At 58.5% G+C, this 7,276-nt stretch carries 4 protein-coding genes and 1 pseudogene; 3 read left to right on the top strand and 2 right to left on the bottom strand.

The window, feature by feature from the left end:
* The first annotated feature begins 395 nt into the window (after positions 1-395).
* The 3 genes from PUT78_RS22555 (at position 396) to PUT78_RS22565 (ending at position 6,146) form a co-directional block, all read left to right on the top strand.
* Positions 396-1,493 (top strand): hypothetical protein, encoded by a 1,098-nt coding sequence (locus tag PUT78_RS22555; protein WP_274354490.1) that lies wholly within the window; start codon positions 396-398, stop codon positions 1,491-1,493.
* Positions 1,474-4,896, top strand: a complete 3,423-nt coding sequence (locus tag PUT78_RS22560) for an Ig-like domain-containing domain (RefSeq protein WP_274354491.1) — start codon at positions 1,474-1,476, stop codon at positions 4,894-4,896. The genes PUT78_RS22555 and PUT78_RS22560 overlap by 20 nt, the downstream gene beginning before the upstream one ends.
* Positions 4,897-5,120: 224 nt before the next feature.
* Positions 5,121-6,146, top strand: coding sequence for a hypothetical protein (locus tag PUT78_RS22565; protein ID WP_274354492.1), 1,026 nt, complete (start codon positions 5,121-5,123; stop codon positions 6,144-6,146).
* Positions 6,147-6,293: 147 nt separating this feature from the next.
* Here the strand turns inward: PUT78_RS22565 and PUT78_RS22570 are convergent, their stop codons facing one another.
* Both PUT78_RS22570 and PUT78_RS22575 read right to left on the bottom strand, forming a co-directional pair.
* On the bottom strand, positions 6,294-6,458 hold the full coding sequence (locus tag PUT78_RS22570) for a hypothetical protein (RefSeq protein ID WP_274354493.1): 165 nt from the start codon (positions 6,456-6,458) through the stop codon (positions 6,294-6,296).
* A gap of 100 nt (positions 6,459-6,558) precedes the next feature.
* Positions 6,559-7,276, bottom strand: a pseudogene (locus tag PUT78_RS22575) (DNA-binding protein); the annotation flags it as partial.

A 7,276-nucleotide genomic window follows, 5' to 3' on the forward strand; every position in this document is an offset into this window, starting at 1 on the left:
GCTTGTTGCCGCGGCCCGTCCTCACCGCAAGGTTCATCTGGACTTGGTCTCTATGGCGACGACGCCACCAAAACTCCGCCGCCATAGCCCATCGGAAAGCTCGACAGCATGTGCAACTGTAGTACTAGGGAATGATTCGTCCATTCCCCTTCGTTTAGAGGGGGCAGGACAAACCCTTTATCCGGTACTTATGCTTTACAGGGCTAATCGCAAATGTTGGACTCCATGCGCGCCGTACAAAACCGGCATTGTTTCAAAAAAACAATGCCGCCACCCGCAAGATGCGCTTGTATCTTGATCGATCCCCAGTCCACCGGGTCTGCGAGAGCAGTAAGTCACGTATCAAGCGTCAAAAGGCAATTGCCTACACGCATCCCCACTTTGTAAGGATACCAATGAGATACATCACCAATGTCAGCGCTGCTGCCCTCGGGCTCACGCTGTTGGCGGTTCCGACTACCACCAGCGCGCAAGACGGGCGCATCCTTGGACAGATCGATGGAGAAACGTTTGACATGGCCATCGGCAGCCCGGATGCCCCCGATGATGGCCTGATGATTGAGCTCGTCGAGTTTTCTGGCGGCGCTGAACTTTACATTGACCTGGCAGCCCATGCGCCTGGTGAGGGTCCCTATGACGCGATCATGATCGGCCTAACGTTCGAGTCCGCCGCCGCCGCAGCGCCTGCGCAATTTACAACTGATATGCTGGTCGAGGCCGAAGTCATCCTGATCGAGGACTGGCCCGACGCGAGCACGGACCCCAGCACGATCTGGCTGGCAGAGCTGGACCGCGCCGAGGCGGTTGATATCATGCTGGACCTGACCGCTGACGAAGCAGCGGTCAGCGGACAATTTTCATCTCGCCGGTTCTGCCTGCACGAGGTCGAGAATGATGATTTCGCGCCCGTGCTGCAAAATGGCGGGATGATCTGCAAGGGCGGCGCGATCGAATTCATGGCGGACAGCGCCGGGCTAGACGCCCCGGCAGCGCAGGGGTCGCGCGCAGTCGAGGTCGAAGTACTCGGACGGCTGAAGGGGATGGTCGGCACCGATGCCTTTGAATGGTTGACCATCACGCGCGCGGGTGCGAGCGCGACCGCCAGCTATGGTCAGACCGATGACGGGACAGTGCATCTATCACTGCAAGGGCATTCCCCTGCATCTGCGAATTTCCTGTATCAGGATGTGCTGAGCCTGAATATCTGGACACAAGCCCCCGTCCCTGAGGGCGAAAGCATCCCTGTCGAGGTTCTCTTTGTCGTCGACGGGGAAGGCCCCATGCCGAGGGCATTCTACACCAGCGACGATGGCGAGGGGCAGGCAACGGCAACGATCTGGTTCCTGTCGATGGATCAAGAAGAGGATCGTATCGAGTTGGAGGTCGAGGGCCGTCTATGCCGCGTCGAGGGCATGCGGCCAGTTGAGGGTGATTGCATCAATTTTCAGGTTCGCGGAGCCACGGAGATAGTCGATGTCGGCGCACCGTTCTGACCCCCTGATTCGGCCTGTTCTGCTCGCCATCATCCTTGGCCTGTTCTCTGTATTGGTGCCGCTGGCACCCCAGCTTCAGGCGCGCGAGACCTTCACCTTTGAACAACCCCACACCCCCGAGCGCCGCACCCGCGATGCAACTGCCAGTGGCGCGGTCGATGTGGTCTGGCGCCTGAGCGCGCGAGGCACCTGGACGGCTGAACTTGAAGGTGAGGGCCGCGCCCTACTCCGCGGCATCAATATCGACGCCACGCTGAATGTGCCGGGAGAAGAGGGTGCCATCATCTTCATGACCCTCGGCGCCCCTAGCGAACAGGGTGTGGGTCATGTCGCGTTTTCCCAACTGGGCGGCATGAACACATCCCCCACGGCTCTGGCGGGGATGGGGGTTAACTTCCTGACACCAACAGGGCGCACAGTGCGGTCTTTGGGCCACGATGATGCCATGCTGCTGACCGAAAACGGCTTTGCCCGCATCGACCGTAACCCTGACGGCCTTCAAATCAACGTAACCTCGACCGAAGTGGCCTGCCTATCGGCGAAAGAGCCCCCATGGGGTGCTGTCCCGCCGTGCGACCAGTCGCTTCAACTGTCGGCGCGGCCAGTGGGTTCCTCGATCGTGCGCCTTTGCATTGTCGAGCGCAGAAGGTTCGAAAATGACCCCATCGCTTGTGAACCGCCGTTTCAGGTCGATCGCGTCACCCCAGAGCCTAACCGTGACAATGTCAGCTATACAACACCTAACGTCTCGATCACCTTCAGCGAGCCGGTGCTTCTGCCCAGCCTTGAAGAGGCCGTTCAGCTCTACACCCTCTCGCCCGATGGAGAGCAACTCGAAGTTTCAGGCGAATGGCGTCATGACAGCGCCTCGACCTACAAATTTGCGCCCGATGACGATCTCTATTCCGGCACCATCTATCGCGCAGAGGTCACAGGCGGGCCGGAGGGCGTCATCAGCGTCGAGGGCGCACGCCTGGAAGATGACTACATATGGTCCTTTTCGACCATGCTCGATTTCGTCGCACAGGCCCCGGAAGAGGATGACCCCCTGCGCCTGCATCTGTTTCAGGTCGTTCGCGACGGGTTCATGACTACAGACAAACCGACCCTGACACGGGCCTATGTCACTTGGGAAAAGCATGACGAAGTTGCTGCCGACATGCAGCCCGACAGCTTCCATCTTGAGTTGAGCTACTGGCACCACCACCCTCGCATGGAGGGGCAGTTCCGGCAGCGTCCCCGAAATCAGAATGTCCTTGAAGTCTGGCGTCATGATGACGACGCGATCTTCTCGGACGCAGACCGCCGACACGCGCGCCATACGATCAACGCATTCGGCTGGCGCCCGAACAGCTCGGATTCCGAAATGCGCCTGCGCCTGCGCCCTGCTGACCCCTGGCCGGATATCTATCCGGCAGATGCGGCGTATGATGCCCGGCGCGAAGTGGACATCCTACAGAGTAATCAGGAGGACATGGCCATCGTCTACGCCGTCATGCGTATCGGCGACTGGCGCGATGGCATTCCGGATCACAAGCGCGCACTAATGGTAAACACTATCCATATGACTGAAACCTATGTGCCGCAATATTTGCCCCATCGCAGTGTCAAAACGAGATATATGGCGCATAGTTACACTTATGAATACTTTCTGGAATCCCTGCTCAGCGACCCCGCCTCACTGGCCGCTTTTATCGGCGCGACCGCAGCGCGACCGGTCATGCGAGAACTTGAGCGGATCAACCTCGCTGTGGAAAGACGCCTTCGCGATCAACACGCGCGTGGCGGCGACCTAACCCGGCCCGGTGTCTGGGAGGTATTCAGAGAAGCAAGAGACATTGAGTTAGAGGAAATGGAGGACGACTTCGAGTCGATTCCATCCCAAGTGCTTCTTTCGGCCTTCGCGCGTTGGTTGCAGGCGCGTTTGGGCGAACGTATCGGCCCAAATGACATGCTCGCGATCATAGCCCCACCCGGTTTGCTGGGTGACGGCCCGGTAGGGCGCGCCTTGTCTGCCTCTGACGTTGATCTTACCAAAGGATGGCTCAACGACTATCGCGCAAGATCGATTGTCATGCTCATGGACCCGCGTCTGTCGGCGGATGAATTGGCCGTGGGGATGGTCCATGAATTCGGTCACGCCTTTGGCCTGTCCCATATGCCGGGAGATGTTGAAGTTGTCGGCACACCAGAAACGCACAATCCGAACATCGAGGCATATCGCATCGCCTCGTCCGGGCTTGAGGGGTGGAACAAATCGGCGACCGAAGGCAATGCACAGGACCCGAACCGCCTTGTATCCCTGATGTGGCCGTTGGCCTTGCCCTCTGCCGCAAGTTCTATGACAGAGCTTCAGTATCTTGAGGTACAGACTAACCTTGCAATCGGTCTGCGCTCTGGATCGCTGGGCAGCCTGAAGGATCAACTGCCCCAGCCGACCCGCTGGGCACAGGGGTCGAATGCTGCTCTCAGCGATGCCATGCCGGAACACGCACCTGAAAGTGTCGTGATCTCAGGCGCGATGGCACCGGATGACGAGTGGATGCTGGTCAATGAACCGTTTCTTAGAGATCACGCTGCAACTGCATCCGTTGACGGGCCATTCACAGCCGTTCTGCTTGATGCAAGCGGGCAGGTCTTGCAAGAAGCTCGCTTCGCGCTGAGCCCACCTTTGAACCTGCCCACGCAACCCGCGATGCGGCGGTTGATGCATTTGGACAATCCGCAAAACCCACTGACGTGGTACGGTTTTGCGGTCAGCCTGCCAATGGACCTCGGAGCTGCGCAAATCGAATTGCGCAACGGGGACGAGACGCTGGCGCGCCTTACCCCCGAGATTCCCGGGCCATTGCAGCTTGACGCCCAGATCAGACCTAACGGGGCGCTGACCTGGCAGACCACGGGCGCGGCAGATACGCGCGTCGATGTCGCGTTTCGCAATGATCCGTCCGAACCTTGGACCCCGGTAGCCTTGCGCCAGATTGAGGCGGAACTGATGCTCGATCTTGCCGATCAGGCTACTGGCCAAACCCCCATGCTGCGCGTCACCGCCACAGATGGGGTTCGGTTTGTCCATCGGGAATTAGCCTTTGACCCGCCCCTTCCTGCGTGGCCCGACCCTGACCTTCCATCTTTGGCCGACGTGATCGCTGGCCTGCCCATCACATGGTCTTACCCCGCAGATATCGACCCGCAGCAACTACAAAGCGCAATTTTCGTCATTGATGATGCGGGCACTGAGCTGGAAATCGAGACAGTCCTCAACCCGCACACGCAAACTGCGGCTGTCCTGCTGAAAGACCCACCCGAGGATCTGCCGGGCCTTACGCTGAAGATGCGCAACACAGTCAAAAGACGCACAGGCACCCCGGAACCGGCGCACCAATGGTCCCTCGCACATTAAGCACACGTTCGAATGTAAAACCGGGCATACAGGTCACACGCGGCCGCACCTGCGATTGAAACGGCCCCCACAATATCGCGCAAGGGTGCTGCCGCGCACTATCTGCACCCTATCCGAATAGACGGGGAGTTATTGAGGTGAAGTCAATATGCTGAGCTCATGATCCGACAGGCGAAGTTTACCCCTTGATACAGTTTTCAGCGACACGCCTCTGGGGCAGAATAATGCGCCAGATCTCAAAGCTCGGCGCAACAGTCGGCATAGCACCTAAGGGTGATCACGCAAAGGAAACAGACAAGCGGCTTCACCGCCAAAGCGCGGAGCTTGAACGCGCCGTAGCCGAACTGGAAAAGCTGCGCCGCGATATTTGTGACGGCCTTGACTGGCGCGCGCGGCTGGTTCTGCCGCTTGTGCCATTGGCAGTAATCGTTCTGTTTATTGTATTCTACGGCTGGTCAGCGCCATTTCTGGAATTGCCACGCTTGATCCTTCTTTCCGCAATTTCTACAGTTGTAGCGTGGCTTTTGTTGCAATACCGCCCCTCAAAGATATATCGACAAACCATGCGCGCGATCATCGGGCGCAGCGTGGCAATCGCTTTGCTCGATTTCACACACAATCCTGAACCCTCTATCAGCAAAGATAAGCTACGGCGCTGGCCGCTTTTTCCTCATGTCAGCGCTGTGGAAGGGATCGACCTGTTTAAAGGGCAACGAGGCGGGCACAATGTTGCAATATGCCGATTGAACATCAATTATCACTACAAAGCGCAGCAACGACGCGAAAGCCATAGAAAGTCTAACCTGCACGCAATCTGTATCAAGCTGGACAGTAATCTTTTGGGTACCGCGACCGCCGTTCTGCTGCCCGGCATGATAGATAATCGCATCCACAAGGCGATCACAGGAAAGCACGGACTGACCCGGGCCCCGCTGATGCAAGACTTCGAGAACCTCTTTGCCGCCTATGGCGCATCCGGGGGCAATTTCGCGCGACGGCTGGAGCAGTTGAACACGGACGCGTTGCAAGAATTGGGACAGCGCGAGCGGGTGATTTTGGTGTTCCATGACGCGCAGACAATTGCCCTGTTCCCGCAGGACAGTGATATCTTCGTGCCTTTTGCGCCGCTGTCGTACTGGCAGAAAATCAACACACAGGAATTGCTCTGGAAGATAAGCCGCGACTTGGCGCAGATGGAAGACCGTTTGAACATGGTCCTTTCGCTACAAACGCTTCATCCAGGGAATTGAAGACTGTCCGCTTCAGTGCATCTGCAGGACGGCTCAACAGGATCGACCACACTCATCTGATCTGCGTACCCTTAGCGCTGACACGCCCTGCCGCCGCCACAAGGCGTCAAGGAGGATTTGCCTGTCGCTTTTCTGGGTACTAGCGCTTTATTGGCGCGATGCCGGCTCTTTCTTGACCAGACGCCCGACACCGTTCGAGCGCTCCCGAGCCGCAAGTTTGCGGGTAAAACGCGCAGGCGGCTTGAGACTTCCATCCGTATAGCGGATCAGCGCCCCAAGTGAGGCTGTGGTGAGAATGGTTGTTGCAGACATGATTCCTTATCCCGAATGCGAGCATTGCACCGCATCCTGTTGATATTGTTACGATATAGGGGGAATGAGGGCGGGTTTCCCCGCCCTTGGCTGGCTTTGCCTATTCCGCAGCCATCATGGCCGCAGGTGCATCCGGCAGATCCTCGGTCAGGAAGGCTGGAAGGTCAGCATCACTGACGCTTTCCAAGTCCTCGAAATCACTATCGGTCCCCTGCCCTTCCGCGATGTCTTCGCCGTCGAGCGCCACCAGATCAGCGCGGCGCAGGACCTCCGGTAACCAGCCGGAACCTTTGAGCAGTCGCTCGGCCTCGCTGGCCATCTCGCCCTTCTTGAGGTGATCGAGAAGCTGGGCCGTCCCCTCGCCTTTCGCCTCGCACACGGCTTCCAGAATGCGCGCCTTGGGCACACGGTTGAGATAAGTGTCGACCGTCGGCTCCCAGCCTGCCGCGACCATGTCGAGATCGACAGCCTGGGCCAGCCGATCCGCCTGCGCCATGCGCCGGGTCAACCCGCTGGCCGAGATACCTGCACCGTAAGGGTTCACCTTTTCATGGACCGCATTGACGCCGAAGCTGAGACAATGGGCCAACAAGGACAGGCGTCTGCCCTGCTCAAGCACCGTCAAATAGTTCCAGAGCGCGGACTCATCCTCCAGCGGCAGATCGGCTTCCCAAGCCGCGTTGCGATCATCGACGGCAAGCGCTACGGCACTGTCCTTCAGATCAGGCGCTTGCGCAGGCAGATAGACCTGCCGGACAGAGGCCTCGAGGCAGCTGCCTGACGCCCCGGAGCTACGGAATGTGTCATTAACGAGCTTC

Origin of the sequence: Roseinatronobacter alkalisoli, assembly GCF_028745735.1 — a bacterium.
Lineage (GTDB): Bacteria > Pseudomonadota > Alphaproteobacteria > Rhodobacterales > Rhodobacteraceae > Roseinatronobacter > Roseinatronobacter alkalisoli.